Raw genomic sequence first — 22,195 nt, forward strand, 5'->3', positions numbered from 1 at the left:
CCCGGATCCGGCGGAAGGACTCAGCCCTGTGCCAGGACCGATACGGGCTGCCACTGTTCCCACGTCGCCAGCCGGCTTTCGTAGTCGGCCTTGGCCAACTGCAACGGCAGCTCGCCGAAAAACACTCGCAGCGGCGGATTTTCGGCGTCGACGATCCTGAGCACCGCCTGCGCCGAGGCCTTGGGGTCACCGGGTGCGGCGCTGCGCTGTGCCCGGGCGCGCTGTGCGGCCGCTCGGGCCTCGTCGTAATCCGCAAGCGGGGCAGCGTGTCTGGCCGAGGACCCGGCCCAGTCGGTGGAGAACCCGCCCGGCTCGATCAACGTCACATGCACCCCGAAGGGTGCCACCTCCTGAGCCAGTGACTGCGAGAACCCTTCCAGCGCCCACTTGGACGCGTGGTACATGCCGACCAACGGGAACGCGGTGATGCCGCCGATGGAGGACACCTGGATGATGTGTCCGCTGCGCTGGGTCCGCAGGTAGGGCAGGGCGGCCTGGGTGACCCACAGCGCGCCGAAGACATTCGTCTCGATCTGATCGCGCGCGTCGGCCTCCGACAACTCCTCGATGAACCCGAACTGGCCGTAGCCCGCATTGTTGACGACGACGTCCAGCCGGCCGAAACGATCGTGGGCTTGCCTGACGGCGGCGAAGTCCGCTTCGCGGTCGGTGACATCCAGCTTGATCGGTAGCAGCGCGTCGCCGTACTTGTCGGCCAGATCGGCCAAGGTCGCGGTGTCACGCGCGGTGGCGGCCACCTTGTCGCCCCGCTCCAAGGCGGCGAGCGCCCACTCCCGGCCGAAGCCTCGCGATGCACCGGTGATGAACCACACTTTTTCGCTCATGATCTGGAACAAGTCATGGTGGCGAGCGCCAATTCCCGGTCGCGGAAAGTTCACAGGGATCACTACGGGTAGCGTCGGCGGCGTGAGCCGAGCGAGCCTGGAGAAGAATCCCCACGAAGTGGCATCCATGTTCGATGCCGTGGCGCGGCGCTACGACCTGACCAACACGGTGCTGTCGCTCGGTCAGGACCGCTTCTGGCGTCGGCAGACCCGTGCCGCACTGGGTATCGGCCCCGGGGACAAGGTGCTGGACCTGGCCGCGGGCACTGCGGTGTCGACGGTCGAGTTGGCCGCGTCCGGTGCCTGGTGTGTGGCCGCCGACTTCTCGGTCGGCATGCTCGCCGCCGGGGCGTCCCGGCCGGTGCCCAAGGTGGGCGCCGACGCCACGCGGCTGCCGTTCGCCGACGGGGTGTTCGACGCGGTGACGATCAGCTTCGGGTTGCGGAACGTGGTCGACCATGTGGCGGGCCTGCGGGAGATGGCCCGGGTGACGCGGCCCGGCGGCCGGTTGGTGGTGTGCGAGTTCTCCACGCCGACCAACCGTGCGTTCGCCACGTTGTACAAGGAGTACCTGATGCAGGCGCTGCCGCGGATGGCGACTGCGGTGTCGAGCAACCCGGATGCCTATGTGTACCTGGCGGAGTCGATCCGGGCCTGGCCGGATCAGGATGAGCTGGCCAGGCGCATCGGTGCGGCCGGCTGGTCACAGGTCAAGTGGCGCAACCTGACTGGCGGCATCGTGGCGCTGCACGCGGCGACCAAGCCGCAGGATTAGCCTGGTCAGGTCAACAGGCGCCAAACGGACGAGCCCAAGAAGAACAGCATCATGCCGCCGACCACCACCAGATATACGTAACTCGCGACCGAGGTCTTCTCCACCGCACCGCGTCGCAGCGGTACCCGCCGCGTGCCGGTCGCGGTCGTCATGATCATCTGATAGGTACCCGACCATTGCGACGCGGCCCACAGCGCGTGGTCGCGTTCGGCCCCGGTGGACCGTTGTGCCTGTGTCTCCCACAGTCGGGAGTTACGCAGCGCGACAAGGGCATCCGCTGTCGGATAGGAGCGGTGCTTGCCTCCCGGACGCGACATCATCTGAACAATCCGAACATGGTGTTGACCGGGCCCTGGGCCAGCCGCTCATATAGGTACTGGGCGAAAAGCGCTGCCAGTAACAGCTCGGGCATGGGTTGCGGCAGTGGGCTCGGGCAGTCGAGAAGGAAATCCGAGAACCAGACCCGCTGCCTGATTTCGCCCGATTTCAATGTCTGGCGTTCGATGCGTCCGATCGAGGTGCCATTGCCGTCGAAGATCGGCACCGGGTGCTCGCGCCAGGAAAAGCCCTGATGAACTTCGGTCGCGCCCAGCCAGCGGCCGTTGCTCTCCAAACCCAAGGTGTAACCGCTGGATCGGGTGAACTGTGCCACCGGAGCGGTCGTCCTGAGCCTGCCGATGTCACGACCGGCGCCATCGTGGACCTGGATCATCTGACCTTGCCAGTCGCTGCTGCTTGTGCCGCCGAACCGGGTGAGGTGCAGCAACACCGCACCATCGGGACGCAATACGACAAACTGCACATCGGCGCTCAGGCGGGTCAGCGTCCAACTCGGCATCTCGGTTGTCGGCCGGATGACGGCGACCTGCTGGTCGTAGACATTGTCGATCGAGCAGAACACGTTGCGATCGGTGCGGTCGGGGACGGCGCGCAGATACAGCAGCGGTTCGCCCAGCGGAAAGCCGGCCGCGGAGCGGGCATGTGGGGCGGACGGGGCCGGCTGAACGGCAATTGGTTCGATGGTCGTTATCCTCCCGGTAAAGCTCGGTTCGCTACGACACATGTTATTTGCGCACGTTGCCCCGGCCGAACACCGATCCGGTGCCGGACGATTCTGCTGCGCCGGCCGGCCGCGACTCGGCTTTAGGATCGCTGTGATCAGGTGATGATGAAAGGGCTCTGCGTGTACCCACCCGCCGGCTTCCCCTACCCGGGGCCGCAGCGCAACCAGCCGCCGTACCAACCCGGCCCCGCGCAGGGCCCTTACCCGCCCCAACCTCAGTCGTACCCTCCGGCCTTCCCGCCGCCGCTGCCGACACCGCCGTGGCAGCATCCGGGTGCCGGGCCGCAGCCGCAGCCGCCCCGCGCCAACAGCTCCGCCAAGTACCTGCCGGTCGCCATCGGCGGATTCCTTGCTGCGCTGCTGGCGATGGGTTGCTTCTTCCTGCTCATGGGTGACACCGGCGGGTACTTCAGCAACGGAGACACGGTCACCCCTACCGCCGATGCCCACATCGTGTTTGTCAAGAAGCAGCACCTCGATGGAAAACCGGCGAGTTCGGTGCGCTGCTCCGCCACTACCGATAGCGGTGAGAAACTGTCTCTGTCGGTGCCAAGCGAGGTGTTGAGCACCAGCCGTGGTGCCCGCCCGGCGAAAAGTTATAAATCGGTGGCCGAACTTCCCACCGACCGAGGCCCATTGACGGTGACATGCACAAAGGGCGGGGCCATCGATAGCAGGCTCGACCTCGTGCTCGGCAAGCCTGACTCGTCCACCGGCCCGACGATTTTCCTGGTCGGTTACGCGATACTCATGATAGTTCTGGTAAGTGTGGCAATCGTCATGCGCCGCAGGTATTTTCGTCGGTATCCGCAACCACCTGGCCACGGAAACCAATGGCGGGTCTGAGCGCCTGAACACCGCGACCGACCGTGTCTGTACACCGACACGCCGCACATCCCGCACCGCCGCGGTCGCTCGTGCAGGGCCGGTCACGTACCTCATCGTCGCCGACCCCACATCCCGGTAATTGGGGTACCGGATTACCCCAGCCACCCGAATCCCCGCGCTTTAGCGTTCCAGCACGGCGCACAGCGCGTCTGCGATGGGGAGGAAAAATGACTGGAATCGTTACGCCGGAATCGCTTGAGACCGAAGAGATGATGAACATTCCGGTGGCCGGCACCGGCACCTTGTGCCGGGTGGTCTCAGGCTACGCGAACTTCATGGACAAGGACATCACCAATACCTATGGGGCACCGATCGGGCTCGAACCGCTGCCCGGAGACGATGTACTGCAACCACTCCCGCTCAGCGGCGACTTCTATCCAGAGGACGACGACAAGACCTGGAGAGCGTACGAGGTGCACATGGAGGTGGGGCCCACCTGGCGCAGCGTGCGGGACGTTTCGCCGATCGTCGCCGTGGCGGGGTTCTCGTTCCGGGACAATGATTCTGCGGATGCGTCCGGAACCGAAATCCGCAGCTGCACCTGGGACACGGTCGGGCTGACCGGCGATCAGAGCAACATGGAACGCATCCGCCTCAAGGTCGATGTCCGAATGTGCGGTGGCGCAGACTATTCGATCATCAAACTCGCGTATCACTTGGTGGCCGTGGGTCGATAGGCCGGCCGCCGGCATCTGGGCACGGTCGTCAAATCATTTGACGGGATTCCCGGGCGGCACTCTGCCGCGAACACCCCGCTCAGCGGCGAGCGTTGGCGACCAGCTTGTCCACGATGGTGGTTGCTCAGATCAGCGCCTTCTTGCGGCGGATCCGCCGTCGCACATCCTTCATCAGTACGGCGTAGTTCCCGGTGCGCAGGGACTTGGGCAGGAAGCGGTTGACGAACGCGACGAACAGGAAGAGATGTTCGAAGCGCCGCCGATCCGTGTCGGTCCACTCCAGTTCCATGGCGTCGCGGAACACCGGTGCCAGGAAGCCGATGGTCAAGAACCGCAGCAGCGGCGCCAGGACCATCCGCATCGGCCAGTTGATCATCCGCAGCTCCACCAGAACCATGAGGTAATCCCGTACGAACGGGGTCATCTCGACGCGTTCGCACGCGGTGTTCCAGTAGGCGTCGAAGTCGGCCCGGGTGGCCGGCCACATCTCCTCGAGTACTTGCAACGTGGTGCCGATCGTCATGGCGCTCTGATAGAAACCCTCGGCCTGCTCCTCGGTCATCTTGCCGTACAGCAATTGGTGCGTGTCCTCGTAGAAGATGAACAGACAGGCCGCCACCCACAACTGCAGCTCACGGTTGAACGCGTTGTACTTGACGGGGCTGTCCTCGGTCGACCGGACCTGACGGTGAGCCACGTTGACGGCCTCGCGGTAGGCGGCCCGCTCCTCGTCGGTGCCGAGGATCGCAACAGTCAGATACTGAGCGGTGGTGCGTAGCCGCTTCCACGGATGGTGCACCAAACTTCCTGATTCGACGCGGCTTTCGGCTACGCCGTAGCCGACCTCTGGCCAGCTCATCTGCATGATGACGTTGGCCGCCGCCCCGGCCGCCGACCAGAAGTCCAGCGCATCGGAGAGGTCGACGTCCTTCTTCCTGATCCACCGCGGCACCTGCTGAGTCACGGTGATGCGGGTCTCAGCGGTGGTCAGCTTCGCCTCGGCGGTCAGATCCAGGTATGTGGCGGGCATGGCACTCCTCCTTTGGGCGCGAAAAGTGGGCTTACACGGTCTGTACGTCGTCGACGATCCAGCGGTCGTCGCTGCGCACGAGCTTGACCACCATCCGGTACTTCTGGTTACTACCTTGGGGTGCAGTCACATTGGTGACATGTTGGTCGACGAACGAGACGACGGTGGCGGTGTCGTCGTCGAGGGCATCGACGACCACATGCTCTGCCGTGGCGGTCGCGACGCCCTTGCTGGTCACCACGATGTCGCGCAGCGCCTTGACCATCTCGTCGTACTTGGCCGCGAACCCGGGGGTGGAGTTGGCGACGATGTGCTCACGGTTGGCGTCCATCTTCTGGTAGTCGAACGCGGCCATCGCCACCAGGTAATCGCGTGCCATCTGCACGGCTTCGGTGCGCCGTGCCTCGTTCTGGCGGTGGTGGTACTCGCTGATCGACAACAGCACCAGCACCGCGGTGGCAGCGACGGCCATCAGGGCGAGCAGGCCCGCCACCAGTCGACGTTTGAGGTGACCCGCCCGTGTGGCCTCGGGCTCGGCGTCTACCTCGACCTCGAGTTCGTCGGCTTCATCGTCAGCGGGATTCTCCAACGTCAGTACGGTTTCGCCTGACTGTCCGTCATCGTCGGATTTGCTCACTGCGGGCCGCCTTTCAGGATGCTGCGCCATTTGTAGGCCAACTGGGCCAGGGTGGGGATCTTGAACGGATCGGTGACCACCTCGGGCCCGATCGGATACCCCGGCGTCTGTGAGTTCTGCAGGCCGAGATCATTGGGGCGCGGTGCGTTGACCGCGCCCCGCATGAGCATGTCCGGTGCCGGCGGGCAGTACATCACCAGGTTGGGTTCGACCGGGCTGACATCGCCGATGGCCCGCCGGTCCACGTCGTAGTTGCACACCGGTCCCTGGGTGGCGATCAACGAGAAATCAGCCCGGGTCTGGCCGGTGGCGTCGACTTTCACGATCGACGTCAAATCCTGCAGCCCCGTGGGGATCGTCGACAAACCGGTCTGCAGTGACTCGGTGCGGTCCCCGATGATCGGGGTGACGGTGGCCAGGTTGGCCAGCGTGGCGCCGAACGTGCCTTGATAGGTGTCGAGGACACGCTGAAGGGATTTCAGCGCCGCGGGCGAGCGGTCGGTCAGGTACAGGAACGCCGGGCCGCTTCCGTCGAGCTGGTTGGCCAGCCGCGCGCCGGCGCCCATGCCGCGCACGAACGCGTCGCCCTGTCCGGCCATGGCGGTGACCAGCGCCGCGGTGCCCTCGATCAGCGGCTGCAGCTGGCCGGCCTGGTTGCGGATGCGGGTTGACATGTCCGACGCGTTGTCGATCAGCATGGCCAGGTCAGGGCCCAGCCCCTCGAAGGCGTTCGACAATTCGGTGCCGACATCCTGAACCGCCTTGGTGTCAATGCCTTTCACCAGTTGCGCGGTGTCGCCCATGATCCGGTCCATCTGGATCGGCTGGCGGTCGGCCGGTGCGGCGATGGTATCCCCTGATGCCAGGTAGGGTCCGGCGTCGGACTGCGGCATGATGTCGACGCTCTGGATTCCCGCGGCCGTGCCCATCCCGACCGTCAGGATCGCGTCGCGCGGGATGCGCGTGTCGGGATCGATCGCCAGCCGCACCATGGCGGTACCGTCGGGAGCCAGCCACACGTCGTCGACGGTGCCGACCTGTACTCCGCGCACGGTGACGCTGGTTCCGGCGGTCAGCCCGAAGGCGTCGGCCATCGTCGCGGTCACGGTCATCGGTGCCCGGAACCCTTGCGGCCCGGCCACATAACGAATCCCGAACGGGATGACGATCGCGGCGATCACCGCGAAGATCGCCAGCTGAACCACTACCAGGCGGCTCAATTCAGACCTCCCGACAAGAACCCCTCCAGGGCCACGTCCCCGGTGATCGGGGTGCCGTTGACGATCAACCCTCCGGTGAGGAGTTTGTCGATGGTGCCCGGAATGTCCAGGGCGCCATCGAACATCAGGTAATCGCCGTGGACCGAGTCGCCGAACTTCTCCAGGAAGGTGTTCATCGCGGTGAGCATCCCGCCGAGCCGGTCGTTGAACGTGCCCATCATCCCGACGACGGTGCCGGCATCGGTCACCATGGCGCCCAGATCGGTCGAGGACAGCACGCTGTTGGCGGTGGCCGCCAGCGCGGTGGTCGAGGAGAACAGCGTCTGCAGCTTCGCGCGCTGCACATCGAGCATCGCCACCACCTTGGGCACCGCATCCAGGTAACCGGCCACGGTCGTCTGCTGCCGGCTGAACTGTCCGGAGATGTTGGCGGCCAGGCTCATCGCCTGATCGAATTCGCCCTGGTGTTCGGAAGCCTTGGCGGCCAGCAGCGACATCGAGTCGATCAGCCCGCGTACCTTGTCGCCCCGTCCGGCGAATGCCTTGTCCAGTTCGGTGACGATGGTGGCCAGCTGGTCGACGCCGCTGCGGGACAACAACGCCCCGAATGTGGCCAGCGCACTCTCGATCTGCGGCCCGAGCTCGGTGTGGCTGGGCGGGATCACGTCGCCGTCGCGCAGCGCCTGCTGAGGAGCCGGCCGCGGGCTGCTGAGCCGGACGAATGGGTTGCCCAGGGCTGACGGCAATTCCACACTGGCCACGGTTGCGGAGTCCAGACCGTCGGCGTCGGCCAGGCTCAGCTGGACCGAGGCTCCCGAGGCGGCCAGGCTCATCCCGCTGACCCGGCCCACCACCTTCTGCCCGTTGCGGACGTCGGCGCCGATGGTGATGCCGTCGGCGGTCGGCAGCACCACGGTGACGGCCATGGTGTCGGTGGGGGAGCTGCGGCCCAGCGGGAGATCCTGGATGCCCACATCAAAGAGGGTGTCGCTCAACGCCCATCCGCTCACAGCGGCGACAACCACCACGCAGCCGGTGAACGTGCGGCGAGGAAGGGATCTACGCATGGCCGGTCACCTCGGGTACTTCGGGTTGGACGGCGGGGTGTTGCCGGTGACAGCGGACACGATGCCCAGGGGGTCCGAGCGGCTGATCGGGTACGAGATCGGGTTGGTGATCCCGGCGCCCACACACATCGGAAGCATGTTGCGGTCGCAGAAGTTCTGCGCGGCGGCGAACTGCGTCAGCACCGTGGACACGTTCAGCCGGATCCGGCCTCGCCGGTCGGGACCGATGGTGTTGGACAGGTTCTGCATCATCAGCGGTACCAGGTCCATGAACTCGGCGAGCTGGGGTTGCTTGGCGGTCAGGACATCGCCGACGGCGTTGAGGTTGGCCGCGATGGTGCCGAGATCGTCGCCGTGCTGGGCGACGAAGGTGTCGACCTGGTCGAGCACCACCTTGAGATCGGCCATGGGCTGGGCGATGTCGACGTTGGCGTCGGCCCAGCTGCCACCGACCTGGCCGAGTTCGTCGACCATCTGGTCCAGCGATACCTGCCGCTGGTTGAACGCCGCCATCAGGGTGCTGAGGTTGTCGACCACCGCACCGATGTCCTCGGACCGGGCTCCGAGCACGCCGCTGGCCGCACTGAGATCACGCATTGCCGAGTTGAAAAGCCTGCCCTGGTCGCGCCATTGGTCGGCGCCGCGGGTCAGCACCGCGCCGATGTCGCCCTGCTGCGGGCCGATCGCCGAGGTCAGTGTGCTCAGGCTGCCGAGCATGCTGTCGAAGGTGATCGGGGAGTGGCTGTGATCGGCTCCGATGACGTGCCCGTCGGCCAGCGTCGGCCCCGACCCGGTGTAGGCGGGGCCGAGTTCGACACTGCGGTCACTGATCAGCGCCGGGCTCACCACGTAGGCATCGGGTTCGGCAGGCAGTGCGATGTCGTCGGGCAGGGTCATGGTGACCCGCACCGTGGTGCCCTGCGGTGTCACCGCGGTGACTCGCCCCACCGGCACGCCGAGCACGGTGACCTTGCTGCCCGGATAGATGCCGTTGATGTAGCCGAAATCGGCGTGCACAGTGCGGGCCCGGTCGGTGCGGCCGAACACGTACCAGCCGCCGGCGGCCACACAGAGGACGACCATGAGCGCCATGGCGATCTGTCGTGTCATCGGCACTCCCGCTGAACGTTGAGGAAGCACAACAGGTTGTCGGGCATCACCACGGACGGCGAATTGACGTCGGCCCAATTGCCGTTGCCGGTGGCGTTGGTGACCGCGCGGATTGCCGGCGGCATCTTCTGCAAGCTCTGCTCGATCTTGTCCACGTTGGCTTTCAGGGTTCCGGTGACTGCGGTGAGGCCGGCGATCAAGCTGCCGAAATCGGACTGCTTCTCGGTATAGATCGCGGCCAGATGCCGCATGATCGCGGTCAGATTCGTGACGATGTCGGTCAGGGCCTGGCGGCGCGCGGCCAGCGAGGACACGATGTACTGTGCGTTGGCCGCGGTGTCGGCCAGTGAATCGGTCTGGTGGGTCAGCATTTCCGCCATCGACCGGCTGATCCGCAGGATCTCGTCGATCTTGTCGCCGTTGTCGGCGAACGCCGAGCTGGCGGCGCTGATCCCGGCCAGTGCCTGGCCGAGTTCGGTGCTGTTGCCCGGCATGGTCTCGGCCAGGGTGTTCATCATCGCGGTCAACGGCTGCTGGTCGACGTGCTCGGCGGTGTCGGCGGCCTTGCGTCCCACCTCGTCGAGGCTGTAGGGAACGGTGGTGCGCGACAACGGGATCACGTTGGAGTCCAGCCCGTTGATGGTCCCGGCCGGCATGACGTCGAGGAATCGCTTGCCCAGCACGGTCCGCAGCCGCACCGTGACCGTGGTGCGGTTGCCCAGCGCCTGGGCCTTGTCCAGCCGGAAGCCGACCCGTACGCGGTCACCGGCCAGCGCCACGTCTTCCACGCGACCGGCCGGAACCCCGGCGACGTATACCGGGTCGCCGCCGGACAGTCCGCTGGCGTTGGCGAGTTCGGCGACATACGCGTTGGTCCGCACGTGATACACCGCACGGGGAATCCCGATCGAGACGGCCATGATGGCCACCAGGGTGACGGTGCCGATCATACCGAGCGCCAAGGGGATTGACGGGTTGTGCTTGCGCTGATCTTTGACGAAGAGGAAGATCACCGCGCCGACGAAGAGGTCGATCAGTTTGACGAGGAACATCATCTACAAACACACCTCGGAATGTCTGCTACCGAAGATGTTCGCTTCGTGGCTACGGATCTTGAGGGTGAAGTTGCACAGGTACAGGCTGACGAACCCGCCGTAGCTCGATGTCCGGTTGATCGCATCGCCGAACTCCGGCAGCCGGGCCAGCAGGGTGGTGAACTGCTCGGTGTTGGGCTGCCAGGTCTGCAGCATGGCGTTGAGATCGGTGATGGTGTGTGCGTAGGCGGCACTGGAGTTGTCGACCGTGTTGGCCAGGGTGGCCAGCACGGCATTGCCCTGGTCTATCAGCGTCTCGAACTGCCGGTCGCCGGAGGTCACCGCGGCACTGAGCCGATTGAGCCCATGCAGCATCTGCTCCAGTTGCGGCTGACGGGTGTTCATCGTCTGCATGAGCGCCGACATGTTATCGATGAGCTGGGTGAATATCCCCGCATTGTTGCTCAAACTCGATGTCATGGCGGCGATCTGGGTGAGCAGCGTGGTCAAGGTTTGCGCCTGGCCGCTGAACGTCTCGACGAATCCCCGGGTGAGGGTGTTGATCTGCTCGGGGGCCAGCGCGTCGAACAGTGGCTTGAACCCGTTGAGCAGCGCGGTCAAATCCACCGCGGGCGAGGTCTGGGCCAGCGGGATGACGCCGCCGGCGGCCAGTCTGGTCGGCGGCTCATCGGTGGAGACATCCATGATGGCGCCACCCGGATCGGACAGGGCCACATAGCGGGCGCCGAGCATGTCGCCGTAGCGCACTGCCGCGGTGACATTGCTCGTCAGGGTGAAATCGGAGTTGACCTCGATGTCGACGTCGGCCCGGCTGGTGCCGTCGGCGTTGGCTGCGAACCGGATCGAATCCACGCGGCCGATCCGAATGCCGTTCATGGTCACCGGGTTTCCGGCGTTGAGGCCTTCGACGCTGGTGAACTGTGCCTGGTAGGTGACGGTGCTGCCGCGCACCGGCACCGACAGCGTGTTCATCACCAACACCGCGCTGAGCAATCCGGCGGTGCCGAAGGCGCCCAGCTTGGCCCACGACTGCCACCGACCGTTGCGGTTCATGAGACCTGCACTTCCGTGCCGCGCACCAGCGGGCCGAGCATGAGCACCGTGGCGATGTTCGGCTGGGCGGACGGGCCGTCGGCCGGCGGCACCAGCTCATCCTGCAGGACGGCCAGGGCGTGGGCCTGGCCGTCGGCGTCGACGACCGCCGATGCGGGCGCCGCCTCTGGGCCCGCAACATCCGGCGCCGGGATCGATTCGGCCGGAACAGCTTCCGTGGGCAGCGGCGCCGATTGCGGCAGCCCGGGCCCGGGCGGGAGGAACGAGTGCGTCGGCATGTGCGGTGCCGGCGCGGTGAACGGCGTGACCGGCAGATCGGCGGCCGGCCGGGCCAATATGTCCTGCGGTTGTGCCGGCACCTCGCCGGACGGTGCGGACTCGGCGCAGCGGGCACCCGGGGTGCTGCCGTACGCCGGACAGTCCTGCAGCGAGTACGGCATCGGACCGGAAAACGTCGCCACCGCGGTGATGTTGAACTTGCCCGTCGCGAACACCTTGGCACCGGCCTCACCGAACGACTGCGCGCCGGCCAGGGTGTCGACCAGGCCCAGGGGCTGGGCGGCGGTGGTGGCCATGATCTTGCCGGCCGAGTCGACCACGGTGATCAACTGCTCGCGGTGATCGGACATAAACGAGGTGAGAACCGACGAGAAGCGGGCGAAACCGTCCAGAGCTGAGGCGAACTTCTGCTGGTCGTCGACCATCCGGTCGGACACGGATGTGGCGGCCGACAGCGTGGACAGGATGTCGGGGGTGGCGGTGTTCAGCGAGGCCATCACGTCCCGGAATTGCGGTGTGGTGTCCAGGAATCGGACCAGCGACGGGGTGAGCACCTGGGCGCTGGCGCTCAGGTCGTCGATCGTGGTGCCCAGTTGGGTGCCCCGGTTGCGCAGCGACTGGCTGATCGCGGTGAGCGCGGTCTGCATGCGCTCGGGTTTGATCTGTGAGAACAGTTCGACGATTTTGGTGAATACGTCGTAGAGGGCCATCGCGTCGGGGCTGTCGTCGATCGCCACGGTGTCGCCCGGCTTCAGCCCCGTTGCCGACCGGTCGCCTTGCGGGTCGACGAGTTGCAGGTAGATGTCGCCGAAGAAGGTGCGGGGCACGATCCGTGCGACGGCCGAGGACGGGATGATGCCCAGGCTGTCGGGTTCGATTGCCAGCCGGACCCGCGACGTGTGGGTGCCCGATTCGATGTCGGCGATGCGCCCGACGTTGACACCGTGGTAGCGGACCGGCGATCCGCCGGTGATCAGCCCGGCCGACACCGGAACCCCCACGAACACATCGGCGCTGCGTTCCAGATGTCCGGAGGCGCGGGCCACCAGGGCGGCGCCCACCGCCACGGCCACGGTCGCCGCCGCCAGCCCGCGCACTGCCAGCCGGGTCCGACCGGGTTCGGCGCGTCTGTGTGATCTCCTGAGCCGCTTCACATTCCCATCCCGGGGATCTCGGGGACCAGGCCCCACAGCGCGAAGGTCAGCAGCACGTCGAGGATGCCGACCGCGAGGATCGCGGTGCGCAGCGCCCGGCCGGCGGCCTGCCCCACTCCCGCGGGCCCGCCCGAGGCGAAGTAGCCGTAGGTGCAGTGCACCAGCGCCACCACGATCGCGAAGACAATCGCCTTGATCCCCGAATAGAGCAGGTCGCTCGGGCCAAGGGCCAGATGGAAGAAGTAGTCGTAGGTGCCGGGCGAGGCACCGTTGAAGATCACCACCACGGTGCGGGTGGACAGGTAGCTTGCCAGTAGTCCGATCATGTAGATCGGGATGACGCAGACGACGGAGGCCACCACCCGGGTACCGACCAGGTAGGGGATGGAGCGCAGCGCCATGGCGTCGATGGCGTCGATCTCGTCGGAGATCCGCATGGCACCGATCTGGGCGGTGAAGCCCGTTCCGACCTTGGCGGCCAACGCGATCGCCACGACGACAGGCGCGAGTTCCCGCGTGTTGGCGATCGCGGCGAGCATGCCCGAGAGGGTGTTCATCCCCACCAGGTCCAGGCCGCGCTGAGTCTCGACGCCCAGCATCATGGCCGCGGCCAATGACATGGCGAACACGATGCCGATGGTTCCGCCGCCGGACAGCAGCGAACTGGTGCCGAAGGTGACCTCGCCGATCTGGCTCAAGGTGTGCTTGCGGTAACGGACCAGGGCGTACGGCAGCGATCCGAGGACCTTGGCGTAGAAGGTGACGTGCTGGCCGGCAACCGCGAGTGCGTCGAATCCTGCGACGGCGGGGCGCGAAACCCGGTGCAGGGCAGCGCTGCTCGAAATCGCGGTCACCGGTAACTGCCCACGGCCGGAACCACCACGGTGTAGAGCGCCGACATGGTGGTGTTGAGGATGAAGACCAGCGCGAAGGCCAGGACCACGGCCTCGTTGACCGCGTTGGCCACGCCGCCCGCACCGCCCTTGGCGTGCAGGCCCTTGAACGTGGCGACCAGGGTGGCGGTGAGCCCGAATACCGCCGACTTGATCAGTGCCATAACGAAATCCGACACCTGGCCGTACTGGCTGAAGGTGGCCAGAAATGTTCCCGCGGGCAGATGCTGCACGCTGATGTGGTACAGGTAGCAGGCCATCACGCCGCCGAAGGTGACGATCGAGCACAGGGCCAGGGCCACGATGACGGCGGCGACCACCCGTGGCGCGACGAGCCGCTCGATCACGTCGAGTCCCATGACCTCCATGGCGTCGATCTCCTCGCGGATGGTGCGCGACCCCAGGTCGGTGCAGATCGCCGAGCCGGCGACGCCCGCCATCATCAAGGCGCACACCAGGGCCGCGGCCTGACCGACGATGATGAACGCCACGACCGCGCCCGAGTAGCCGCCGGCGCCGATGCGCCCCGCCAACTCGCCGACCGACACCGCGATGAACACCCCGATCGGCATCATCAGCAGCAGGGCAGGCCCGGTGCACACCCGGCCGATGAACAGGGTCTGTGCGACGACCTCGTCGAGCACCAGACGCCGGCGCACCAACGCCGTGACGACGCTGACGAGCGCCTGCACCGAGAACCCCAGCACGTAGCCGCCCTGGACCAGGACGTCCCGTACCGGGCCCTTGGATGCTGGTAGCTCGTAGGTCATCGAGTTCCTTCCGCGCTCTCGTGGCATGCGCGGGGCCGCCCGAGACACCGGATGTGCCGAGCACCGTTTCGACCCCCCGGCCGTGTGTGGAGCATGTCACATTCCGTGACCTCTCCGCAAGAATTAAGTGAATGGTTATTCTCGAGTAACTCAAACGTGTATGCAGAGGTCCGGAGCACTTCTGGTGGGGAGTTTGTGACCACTCACTCGACAGCTGTCAACTCTATTGCGCTCGGCGTGTCGGCCCGGCCCCGGAAAGAATCGCGATTAACTTATTGACCCAGGGGTTGCCGAGCTGAGGGGTGTCGGTATGTCGGGTGGGGTCGGGGAACGTCACATTTCACGTCGGTCGTTTCTGGCGGGCACGGCGGGGATGGCCACCGTGGCGCTGGGCAGGCCGGCAACCGGGCGGGCGGCTCCGGGGTCGACGGTCGCGATATTCGGTGCCGGGGTGGCCGGCCTGACCGCCGCGCACGAACTGGCCGAGCGCGGCTACCGCGTCACGGTGTTCGAGCGAAAAGCCCTGGGCGGCAAGGCCCGATCGATCCCGGCTCCGTCGGCATCGGGAAGTCCACTGCCGGCCGAGCACGGCTTCCGGTTCTTCCCGGGCTTCTATCGCAACGTCACCGACACCATGCGCCGTATACCGTTCGCCGGCAACACCTTCGGAGTCTGGCAGAACCTGACCCGGGCCACGTCGTATCTGCATTCGGGGTTGGGGCGGGCGGATCTGACCATCCCGCTGCCGTTTCCGATCCCCACACTGCCCAATCCGATCACCCCGAAGGCCTTCATCGAGTCGGTGGCCGCGGTGTTCCAGACGCTGTTGCGGCTGCCTCCACTGGAGGCGGTGTACGCCGCGCAGAAGCTCGCGGTCTACGTCACCAGTTGCGACGAGCGCAAGCTCGGCCAGTGGGACAACATGACCTGGGAGCGATACATCGGGGCCGATCGCAAGAGCAAGGAGTACAACCGGTACCTGGCCGACGGCATCATCCGTAACCTGGCCGCCTCGAAATCTCGAGACGCCAGCGCACATTCGATCGGGCTGGTCGGAGAGGCGTCGGTGTGGTCGATCCTGCTGTTGGGCAACGACATCGACAACAAGGGATTCGACCGGGTGCTCAACGGCCCCACCAGTCTGCAATGGCTCGATCCCTGGGTGGCGCACCTGCAATCGCTGGGCGTGACGTTCCGGGTCGGGCAGGCGCTGTCGCGGCTCACGCCCAACGGACGCCACATCGCCTCCGCCACAGTCGTGGACGGCAACGGGGTGGCCCAACCGGTGGTCGCCGACTGGTACATCTCGGCGGTGCCGTGTGAGAAGTTGGCGGCGGTGCTCACCCCTGACGTGATCGCCGCCGATCCCAAGCTGGCCTCGGTGGCCGCGCTGCGCACCGAGTGGATGAACGGTCTGATGTTCTTCCTGCGTGAGCGCGTCGACGTCACCAAGGGCCACGTCAATTACGTCGACTCGGGCTGGGGGCTCACGTCGATCAGCGAGGCGCAGTTCTGGAAGCGGCCGTTGACCTCCTACGGCGACGGAACCGTCAGGGACTGCCTGTCGGCGATCATCTCCGACTGGAGCACTCCGGGAAATTTCAACGGCCTCAGCGCCAGGCAGTGCACCCCGCCGCAGATCGCGGCCGAGGCCTGGAGTCAGATCAAGGCGCACCTCAATGACACGGGCGTCGTGGTCACCGACGCGATGCTGCACTCGTGGTTTCTCGATCCGTCGATCATCGACTCGGGCACGCCCAATGTGCGCAACGACGAGCCGCTGTTCATCCAGGACCCGGGCTCGTGGGCACGCAGGCCGGAGGCGACGACCGGGATCGACAACCTGTTCTTGGCCGGTGAGTGGATCAAGACCGACCAGAACGTCACCACCATGGAGGGCGCCAACGAGGGTGGCCGCTACGCCGCCAACGGGGTGTTGATGGCGTCGGGTTATGGGGGCCCGAAGGTCAAGATCGTCGAGCTGTTCCAGGCGCCGTGGTGGGGTCCGTTCAAGGCCGCCGACAAGGCGAGGTACCGGGCCAGGCTGCCGCATGCGCTCGACATCGCCGATACCCGCTGGCCGACCTGACCTGCTCAGATGAAAACCGTTACCAATAACCCTACGATGGCCGGGTGACGACCGGATCGGTACCCGTGCTGGCGGTCGCCGGACATCTCGGCGCCGGCAAGACCACGCTGCTCAATCACCTGCTGCGCAACGGTCGCGGTGTCCGTATAGGCGCACTGGTCAACGATTTCGGCGCGGTCAACATCGACGCCATGCTGGTGGCCGGTCAGGTCGATGCGATGGCGTCGCTGTCCAACGGATGTATCTGCTGTGCGGTCGACAACGACGAAGTCGGCGAGATGTTGGGCAAGCTCGCGGCCGTCAAACCCCGGCTGGATCTGATCGTGGTGGAGGCCAGTGGTGTGGCCGAACCAGCTTCGCTGGCCCGCACGCTCGTCGTGGCCGACGATCCGCGTTTTCACTACGCCGGCCTCGTGCTGGTGCTCGACGGCTTGCAGCCCGACCTGAGCCACGGGCTGCCGATCGCCGATCTGGTGGTGCTCAACAAGGCGTCCTCGTGCACCGACGTCGAGGGCCTACTGGCACGGATCCGCGAGTTCAATCCCCGGGTTCCGGTGCTGCCCACCGACTTTGCCCGCATCGACCCGCAGCTGCTGATCGACCCGCCGGAGCGGGCGCCCCAAGCCCAACTGTCCTTCGACGAGCTGCTCTACGAGCAGCATGACCACGCCCACCCCGAATATCAGAGCGTCGTGTTCCGTACCGACGCCGCGGTGAACCCGCGCCTGTTCATGGAGTTTCTGCGGGACCGCCCCGTCGGGCTCTACCGCGCCAAGGGATTCGTCGACTTCGGCGCCGAGCGCTTCCTGCTCCAGCTGGTCGGTGGTTCGCTGCGCTTCGAGAGGCGGCGGTCGGGCCCCACCGAGCTGGTGCTGATCGGCACCGGGATGGACCCCTCGGCGGTAGAGGCCGCACTCCAGCGGTGCACCACCGAACCGGCCGACGAGAATGCGATGCTCGGGGTGCTCAAGTACGTGGTGTAGCCGCCCGCGACGGCTTTTCGCCCCGGTATCCTGACCGCTCACCCAAGTTCGAGGAGCCGCATTGTTCAAGGTCAACGAGTACTTCGATGGCGACGTCGCATCGATCGGCTTCACGACGCCGGAGGGGCCTGCGACCGTGGGTGTCATGGCTGTCGGCGAGTACGAGTTCGGCACCACCCAGCTCGAGATCATGCGGGTGGTCTCCGGTGCGCTGACCGTCAAGCTGCCGGACCGTCAGGAGTGGGAAACCTTCTCGGCCGGAACGCAATTCACCGTGCCCGCGGACAGCAAGTTCCAGGTGCGCACTGAGACCGAGACGGCCTACCTGTGCGAGTACCGCTGAGGTCAGACCGCGCGTCCGCGGAACCTGCTGTGCAGCCTCTGCTTTGACACGCCCAGGACTCTGCCGATCTGAGCCCACGACAAGCCGGCCTGGCGGCCGGCGAGGATGGCCCGCTCATAACGGGCCTGAGCTCGGGCGAGATCGTCGCGGGCAAGCCCCAGCGCGTGTACTCGTGCCCCGACCGAGAGGTCCGCGATGATTTCCGTCGGGTCCTCGGAAGTAATCGGCTCGTTGGCCGCGATCTCGCGTTCCAATTGTTCCTGAAAACGCTTGAGGAACTCCTTCAGTTCAGGGTCTGTAGCCCACCACGGCTCACTCTTGTCGCTCCCCATGGCCGGAGTATGCCGAGAGCCGGGGACATGTCTGCCCGGGAGCGTCGTCAAAAATCTTGACGATCCGTCGGCACACCATACGGCCGGAAACTCCGGCCCGGTCGGCCCTGTCTCCGCACGACATGTCCGACAGAACTTCGTCAATATTTTTGACGGCCGGGCAATCCGGGTATGTAGTCACGCATGCGACCGATCACCCTGGCCAAGACGGCCACCGCGGCACTGGGCACTGCTCTGCTCGGCGGACTGGCCAGCCGGCCCGCGCAATCGACGTGGTACGAGTTGTTGCGTAAGCCGTCGTTTCAGCCTCCGCGACAAGCTTTTCCGATCGTCTGGCCGATCCTCTACGCCGGCATCGCGGTGGTATCGGCCCGCACCATCGACCGGCTGCGCGCCGAGGGCCAGGACGACCGCGCCCGCAGCTACACCGTGGCGCTGGCCGGCAACCTGGCGGTCAACGCCGCGTGGTCATGGGTGTTCTTCTCCCAGCGTCAGCTCGGAGCCGCGGCCATCACCGCCGCCGCGCTGACCGCCAGCAGTGCCGACCTGACCCGTCGCTCGGTACAGGCTCAGGGTGCCCCGGGTGCGGTGCTGGCGCCCTATCCGCTGTGGTGTGCGTTCGCCACGGTGCTGTCGACCCGCATCTGGATGCTCAACCGGACGTGAGCGCGATCAGCTGAACGGCTTGCGCTGATCCAGCCGGCGCGAGGCCAGGCCCGCACCCCGCCACACCCGTGCGATCCAGTCGTCGTCTTCGTCGGTGACCAGATTGCCCATCACCCGCACGGCGATGTTCATCAGGAACGACGAGCGGATCGCCACCGGCCCGGATGCGGGCAGGAACCGGGGCACGGTGAGCAGCAGCGCCAGCCGGCGGGCGATCGAGAAGCCCTGCGCGTAGTGGTCTTGCAACAGCTCCGGCCAGGCCAGCGAATAGTCGCCGGACCCCACCAGCTCGGCCGCCAGCCGGCCCGTTTCCAGCCCGTAGTCGATGCCCTCACCGTTGAGCGGGTTGATGCACGCCGCCGCATCCCCGACCAGCATCCAGTTCGGCCCGGCGACCCCGGATACCGCGCCACCCATCGGCAGCAGCGCCGAGAGCGCGCCCCTCGGCTCCCCGGAGAATCCCCATTCCTCGCGGCGCAGCTGGGTGTAGTACGACAGCAGCGGTCGCAGCGCGGCGTGGGCGGGGCGTTTGGCGGTCGCCAGGGCGCCCACACCGATGTTCACCTCACCGTTGCCCAGCGGGAAGATCCAGCCGTAACCGGGCAGCACCTGGCCCTCGGGGGAGCGCAGCTCAAGATGCGAGGTGATCCACGGCTCGTCGGAGCGCGGTGTGGCGATGTAGCCCCGGATCGCGGTGCCGTAGACCGTTTCCTTGTGCCACGTGCGGCCCAGCACACGGCCCAGCGTCGAACGGGCCCCGTCGGCCACGATCAGGTGGTTGCAGCCCACCGTCGCGCCATCGTCGAGCATCACCGATTCGACCCGGCCACGCGAATCATAGTTGACCCCAACGGCTTTGACGCCAAGGCGCATCTTGGCTCCGTCGTCGGCGGCGACCGAGCGGATCCGGTCGTCGAGTTCGGTGCGCGGGACCGCGCTTCCGGTGGACGGGAACGACGGTCCGGGCCACGGCACTTCGACGTCGGCGCCGAAGCCTGACATCCGCAGGCCATGGTGCCGGATCCGGGTGTCGAGCCATGGGCCCATGCCGAGGCGTTCCAGCTCGGCAACCGCCCGCGGCGTCAGTCCGTCGCCGCAGGACTTGTCCCGGGGAAACTGTGCCGCGTCGATCACCAGCACGTCGCGACCGGCCCGGGCAGCCCAGGCGGCGGCCGCCGACCCTGCCGGTCCGGCGCCCACGACGACCACGTCTGCCTTGATATCCATTGCTCCCAGTATGTTGGACGAATGAGGACACCAGCGACTGTGGTGGCAGGCGTTGATTTCGGGGACGCGGCGTTCGCCGCCGACGTCCGGGACAACGTCGCCAGGATCGAACAACTGATGTCTGACGAGCTGGGCAAAGCCGACGAGCTCATGGCCGAGGCCGTCCAGCATCTGTTCCAGGCGGGCGGCAAACGGTTCCGCCCGCTGTTCACCGTGCTCTCGGCGTCGCTGGGCCCCCGGCCCGACGATCCTGAGGTGCACATCGCCGGTGCGGTCATCGAGCTGGTGCACCTGGCCACGCTGTATCACGACGACGTGATGGACGAGGCGCAGATGCGCCGCGGGGCGCCCAGCGCCAATGCCCGCTGGGGCAACAACATCGCGATCCTGGCCGGTGACTACCTGTTCGCCACGGCCTCGCGGCTGGTTTCGCTGCTCGGACCGGACGCGGTGCGTGTGATTGCCGACACGTTCGCCCAACTCGTCACCGGCCAGATGCGCGAGACGCGCGGTGCGGCCGAACATGTCGACTCCGTCGATCATTACCTCAAGGTGGTCTACGAGAAGACCGCGTGCCTGATCGCCGCCTCGGGGCGATTCGGCGCGACGTTCTCGGGTGCCGATGCCGAGCAGATCGACCGGCTTCATCGGCTCGGGGGCATCGTCGGCACCGCGTTTCAGATCTCGGACGACATCATCGACATCGACAGCGATCCCGACGAATCGGGCAAGGTTCCGGGCACTGACCTGCGTGAGGGCGTGCACACCCTGCCGGTGCTCTACGCGCTGCGTGAGACCGGCCCGGATTCCGATCGGTTGCGCGTGTTGCTGGCGGGCCCGGTCGAGCGTGATGAGGACGTCGCCGAGGCGCTCACACTGCTACGGCGCTCGGCCGGTATGGCCCGCGCCAAGGAAACGGTGGCCCAGTACGCGGCGCAGGCCCGCGACGAGTTGGCGGGCCTTCCCGCCGGCCCCGGGCGCGACGCACTGGCCACCCTCGTCGACTACACGGTGAACCGTCACGGCTGATTCCGGAACCACGGACGGTAACTGAGCGTTTAATCAGCGATGGTTGCCGAGTAGTTGCCTAGGAGGAAACTGCGATGACGTGGAACCCGCACGCGAACCGGATCAAGACATTCTTATTGCTGGTCGGAATGTCGGCGTTGATCGTGTTCGTCGGTTCATTGTTCGGCCGCAACGTGATGTACCTGGCGGTGCTGTTCGCCGTCGGCATGAATGCCTACGTGTACTTCAACAGCGACAAGATGGCGCTGCGCGCGATGCACGCCCAGCCCATCACCGAGGTACAAGCGCCCGAGATCTACCGGATTGTGCGGGAGTTGGCCACCACGGCGCATCAGCCGATGCCGCGTCTGTACATCTCCGACACCGCCAACCCGAACGCATTCGCCACGGGACGTAATCCTCGCAATGCCGCGGTGTGCTGTACCACCGGCATTCTGCAACTCCTCAACGAGCGTGAACTGCGTGCGGTTCTGGGCCATGAGCTCTCACACGTCTACAACCGCGACATCCTGATCTCATGTGTGGCAGGCGCGATGGCGTCGGTGATCACCGCCCTGGCCAACATGGCCATGTTCGCGGGAATGTTCGGTGGCAACCGTGAGGGCTCGAATCCGCTTGCCATGCTCCTTGTTTCGCTGCTCGGCCCGATCGCTGCGACTGTGGTGCGGATGGCGGTGTCGCGCTCGCGTGAATACCAGGCCGATCAGTCCGGCGCCGAATTGACCGGTGACCCACTGGCATTGGCCTCTGCGCTGCGCAAGATCTCCGGCGGTGTCGAGGCGGCGCCGCTGCCCCCGCAACCTCAGCTGGCCGATCAAGCGCATTTGATGATCGCCAGCCCGTTCCGGGCCGGCGAGCGCATCGGCAAGCTGTTCTCGACGCACCCGCCGATCGATGAGCGGATCCGCCGGCTGGAGGACATGGCCGGCCACGGCCCTGGTCACTACTGATCTCCAGCAAGGGCGACTGGCCAGTTATTGCACCCTTCTTCGTGATTTGCGTGTCATAGC

The 22,195-nt window shown here is 66.3% G+C and carries 23 protein-coding genes; 8 read left to right on the plus strand and 15 right to left on the minus strand.

The annotated features are described in order from the left end of the window. Positions 1–20: 20 nt before the first annotated feature. Positions 21–845 carry an SDR family oxidoreductase gene (locus QQ25_RS06395; RefSeq protein ID WP_039314811.1) on the minus strand — a complete coding sequence of 275 codons (825 nt, stop codon included), beginning with the start codon at positions 843–845 and terminating at the stop codon, positions 21–23. Positions 846–927: 82 nt separating this feature from the next. Between QQ25_RS06395 and QQ25_RS06400 the strand changes: the two genes are divergently transcribed. Next, entirely contained in the window at positions 928–1,620 is a 693-nt protein-coding gene (locus QQ25_RS06400; protein WP_039314627.1) for a demethylmenaquinone methyltransferase, read from the plus strand. Positions 1,621–1,625: 5 nt separating this feature from the next. Here the strand turns inward: QQ25_RS06400 and QQ25_RS06405 are convergent, their stop codons facing one another. Then, a complete protein-coding gene (locus QQ25_RS06405) occupies positions 1,626–1,937 on the minus strand; it encodes a hypothetical protein (protein WP_131546106.1) in 312 nt (103 codons plus the stop codon). Then, the gene (locus QQ25_RS06410) at positions 1,937–3,157 is read right to left on the minus strand and encodes a hypothetical protein (RefSeq protein ID WP_169748634.1); all 1,221 of its coding nucleotides are present in this window, start codon (positions 3,155–3,157) and stop codon (positions 1,937–1,939) included. The genes QQ25_RS06405 and QQ25_RS06410 overlap by 1 nt, the downstream gene beginning before the upstream one ends. 581 nt (positions 3,158–3,738) lie before the next feature. Here QQ25_RS06410 and QQ25_RS06420 point away from each other — a divergent pair. Continuing rightward, positions 3,739–4,248: a hypothetical protein gene (locus QQ25_RS06420; RefSeq protein WP_131546110.1), complete on the plus strand. Its 510-nt coding sequence runs from the start codon at positions 3,739–3,741 to the stop codon at positions 4,246–4,248. 124 nt (positions 4,249–4,372) lie between these two features. Here QQ25_RS06420 and QQ25_RS06425 read toward each other — a convergent pair whose 3' ends face one another. From QQ25_RS06425 to QQ25_RS06470, 10 genes are read right to left on the minus strand one after another with little or no spacing between them, the layout of a single operon-like run. Beyond that, the gene (locus QQ25_RS06425) at positions 4,373–5,278 is read right to left on the minus strand and encodes an oxygenase MpaB family protein (RefSeq protein WP_039377924.1); all 906 of its coding nucleotides are present in this window, start codon (positions 5,276–5,278) and stop codon (positions 4,373–4,375) included. 31 nt (positions 5,279–5,309) lie between these two features. Then, positions 5,310–5,915, minus strand: coding sequence for an Rv1363c family protein (locus tag QQ25_RS06430; RefSeq protein WP_052235679.1), 606 nt, complete (start codon positions 5,913–5,915; stop codon positions 5,310–5,312). Beyond that, the gene (locus QQ25_RS06435) at positions 5,912–7,135 is read right to left on the minus strand and encodes an MlaD family protein (RefSeq protein WP_039377926.1); all 1,224 of its coding nucleotides are present in this window, start codon (positions 7,133–7,135) and stop codon (positions 5,912–5,914) included. The genes QQ25_RS06430 and QQ25_RS06435 overlap by 4 nt, the downstream gene beginning before the upstream one ends. Beyond that, positions 7,132–8,202 carry an MCE family protein gene (locus QQ25_RS06440; RefSeq protein ID WP_039377927.1) on the minus strand — a complete coding sequence of 357 codons (1,071 nt, stop codon included), beginning with the start codon at positions 8,200–8,202 and terminating at the stop codon, positions 7,132–7,134. The genes QQ25_RS06435 and QQ25_RS06440 overlap by 4 nt, the downstream gene beginning before the upstream one ends. Positions 8,203–8,208: 6 nt before the next feature. Beyond that, positions 8,209–9,312, minus strand: a complete 1,104-nt coding sequence (locus tag QQ25_RS06445; RefSeq protein ID WP_039378546.1) for an MCE family protein — start codon at positions 9,310–9,312, stop codon at positions 8,209–8,211. Next, a complete protein-coding gene (locus tag QQ25_RS06450) occupies positions 9,309–10,367 on the minus strand; it encodes an MCE family protein (RefSeq protein WP_308205482.1) in 1,059 nt (352 codons plus the stop codon). Before QQ25_RS06450 ends, QQ25_RS06445 begins: the two co-directional genes overlap by 4 nt. Beyond that, positions 10,368–11,420, minus strand: a complete 1,053-nt coding sequence (locus tag QQ25_RS06455; protein ID WP_052235681.1) for an MCE family protein — start codon at positions 11,418–11,420, stop codon at positions 10,368–10,370. After that, complete coding sequence (locus QQ25_RS06460) at positions 11,417–12,796, minus strand: MCE family protein (protein WP_052235682.1); 1,380 nt, start codon at positions 12,794–12,796, stop codon at positions 11,417–11,419. Before QQ25_RS06460 ends, QQ25_RS06455 begins: the two co-directional genes overlap by 4 nt. A gap of 53 nt (positions 12,797–12,849) precedes the next feature. Beyond that, the gene (locus QQ25_RS06465; protein WP_052235741.1) at positions 12,850–13,680 is read right to left on the minus strand and encodes an MlaE family ABC transporter permease; all 831 of its coding nucleotides are present in this window, start codon (positions 13,678–13,680) and stop codon (positions 12,850–12,852) included. A 23-nt stretch (positions 13,681–13,703) separates the two neighbouring features. Then, positions 13,704–14,516, minus strand: a complete 813-nt coding sequence (locus tag QQ25_RS06470; RefSeq protein WP_039314645.1) for an MlaE family ABC transporter permease — start codon at positions 14,514–14,516, stop codon at positions 13,704–13,706. A 310-nt stretch (positions 14,517–14,826) separates the two neighbouring features. Between QQ25_RS06470 and QQ25_RS06475 the strand changes: the two genes are divergently transcribed. The 3 genes from QQ25_RS06475 to ppnP all read left to right on the plus strand — a co-directional run bounded on the left by QQ25_RS06475 (position 14,827) and on the right by ppnP (position 17,931). Beyond that, positions 14,827–16,605: a hydroxysqualene dehydroxylase gene (locus tag QQ25_RS06475; RefSeq protein ID WP_039377929.1), complete on the plus strand. Its 1,779-nt coding sequence runs from the start codon at positions 14,827–14,829 to the stop codon at positions 16,603–16,605. A gap of 44 nt (positions 16,606–16,649) precedes the next feature. Next, positions 16,650–17,588, plus strand: coding sequence for a CobW family GTP-binding protein (locus tag QQ25_RS06480; RefSeq protein ID WP_039377930.1), 939 nt, complete (start codon positions 16,650–16,652; stop codon positions 17,586–17,588). Between the two features lie 61 nt (positions 17,589–17,649). Further along, positions 17,650–17,931 carry a pyrimidine/purine nucleoside phosphorylase gene (ppnP, locus tag QQ25_RS06485; protein WP_039377932.1) on the plus strand — a complete coding sequence of 94 codons (282 nt, stop codon included), beginning with the start codon at positions 17,650–17,652 and terminating at the stop codon, positions 17,929–17,931. A gap of 2 nt (positions 17,932–17,933) precedes the next feature. On the opposite strand, the gene QQ25_RS06490 is transcribed toward ppnP, so the two are convergent. After that, complete coding sequence (locus QQ25_RS06490) at positions 17,934–18,263, minus strand: hypothetical protein (protein ID WP_101906246.1); 330 nt, start codon at positions 18,261–18,263, stop codon at positions 17,934–17,936. Between the two features lie 183 nt (positions 18,264–18,446). Here QQ25_RS06490 and QQ25_RS06495 point away from each other — a divergent pair, with 183 nt between their 5' ends. Beyond that, positions 18,447–18,929, plus strand: coding sequence for a TspO/MBR family protein (locus QQ25_RS06495; RefSeq protein ID WP_039377933.1), 483 nt, complete (start codon positions 18,447–18,449; stop codon positions 18,927–18,929). A gap of 6 nt (positions 18,930–18,935) precedes the next feature. On the opposite strand, the gene menJ is transcribed toward QQ25_RS06495, so the two are convergent. Then, the gene (gene menJ, locus QQ25_RS06500; RefSeq protein WP_039377935.1) at positions 18,936–20,156 is read right to left on the minus strand and encodes a menaquinone reductase MenJ; all 1,221 of its coding nucleotides are present in this window, start codon (positions 20,154–20,156) and stop codon (positions 18,936–18,938) included. A 21-nt stretch (positions 20,157–20,177) separates the two neighbouring features. On the opposite strand from menJ, the gene grcC1 reads away from it, so the two are divergent. Further along, positions 20,178–21,185 carry a nonaprenyl/(2E,6E)-farnesyl/geranylgeranyl diphosphat synthase gene (gene grcC1, locus QQ25_RS06505; RefSeq protein ID WP_165612225.1) on the plus strand — a complete coding sequence of 336 codons (1,008 nt, stop codon included), beginning with the start codon at positions 20,178–20,180 and terminating at the stop codon, positions 21,183–21,185. A gap of 74 nt (positions 21,186–21,259) precedes the next feature. Continuing rightward, positions 21,260–22,135: a zinc metalloprotease HtpX gene (gene htpX, locus QQ25_RS06510; RefSeq protein ID WP_039314876.1), complete on the plus strand. Its 876-nt coding sequence runs from the start codon at positions 21,260–21,262 to the stop codon at positions 22,133–22,135. Positions 22,136–22,195 lie beyond the last annotated feature (60 nt).

This window comes from Mycolicibacterium setense, assembly GCF_000805385.1.
Taxonomy (GTDB): Bacteria; Actinomycetota; Actinomycetes; order Mycobacteriales; family Mycobacteriaceae; genus Mycobacterium; species Mycobacterium setense.